Source organism: Pseudomonas sp. RIT-PI-o (assembly GCF_001297215.1).
Lineage (GTDB): Bacteria > Pseudomonadota > Gammaproteobacteria > Pseudomonadales > Pseudomonadaceae > Aquipseudomonas > Aquipseudomonas moraviensis_A.
This window is the reverse complement of sequence record NZ_LHPA01000038.1, coordinates 1-846: the sequence shown is the minus strand read 5'-3', so window position 1 is coordinate 846 and position 846 is coordinate 1. Positions and strand designations below refer to the sequence as shown.

Here is an 846-nt window from a genome sequence, read left to right as displayed (position 1 = left end):
TTCCTTGAAGGCGACCCCGACCAGCCCTTGATCAGCGGGTGCCTGTACCACAAGGAAAACACCGTTCCCTATCCACTGCCGGCGAACAAGACCCGCAGCACCTTCAAGACCCTGAGCTCCATCGGTGGTGGCGGTTACAACGAACTGCGCATAGAAGACAAGAAAGGTCAGGAACAGATCTACCTGCACGCCCAGCGCGACTGGGACGAAAACATCGAGCACGACCAGAAGATCCGCGTCGGCAACGAACGCCACGACACCGTCGAACAGAACAGCTACACCGAATTCAAGGCCGAAGAACACCACACCGTCTACGCCGACCGCAAAGTCGAAACCCGCGCCAACGACCACCTCACCGTCGGCGTCAACCAGCACATCAAGATCGGCACCGGCCAGTTCATCGACGCAGGCCAGGAAATCCACCTGAGCAGCGGCATGAAAGTGGTCATGGAAGCCGGCGCCGAACTCACGCTGGTCGGCGGTGGCAGTTTTATCAAGATCGACGCTGGCGGCGTGACCCTGAGCGGGCCGGTGATCAACATGAACTCCGGAGGCAGCCCGGGAAGTGGGACTGGTGCGGCGCCGTTGATGCCCGGCGTGTTGAAACAAGCCGACGCCGACAAGGCCGGCCAGGTCCTGACCCCGGCGCAGATCAACACCCTGAAACGTAACGCGCCGTTCTGCGAAGAATGCGAAAAATGCAAGGCAGGTGCCTGTGCCATCTGAACGAATTACCCCCAAGGACTGGCTGGCGCAACAGCCGCTGCAAAGCGGCGAGCGCCTGTACCTGATCATCAGCGCCGCCAGCGACGCCGACGCGCTGAAAACCCTGTACCTCACCGAACC

At 61.0% G+C, this 846-nt stretch carries 1 protein-coding gene and 1 pseudogene; both read left to right on the top strand.

Annotated elements, in window-relative coordinates; genetic code table 11:
* On the top strand, positions 1-726 hold a 726-nt coding region (locus tag AEQ63_RS22190), incomplete at its 5' end, for a bacteriophage T4 gp5 trimerisation domain-containing protein (protein WP_442965727.1).
* Positions 716-846 (top strand): annotated as a pseudogene (locus AEQ63_RS29370) (DUF4123 domain-containing protein); the annotation flags it as partial. The gene AEQ63_RS22190 and the pseudogene AEQ63_RS29370, both read left to right, overlap by 11 nt.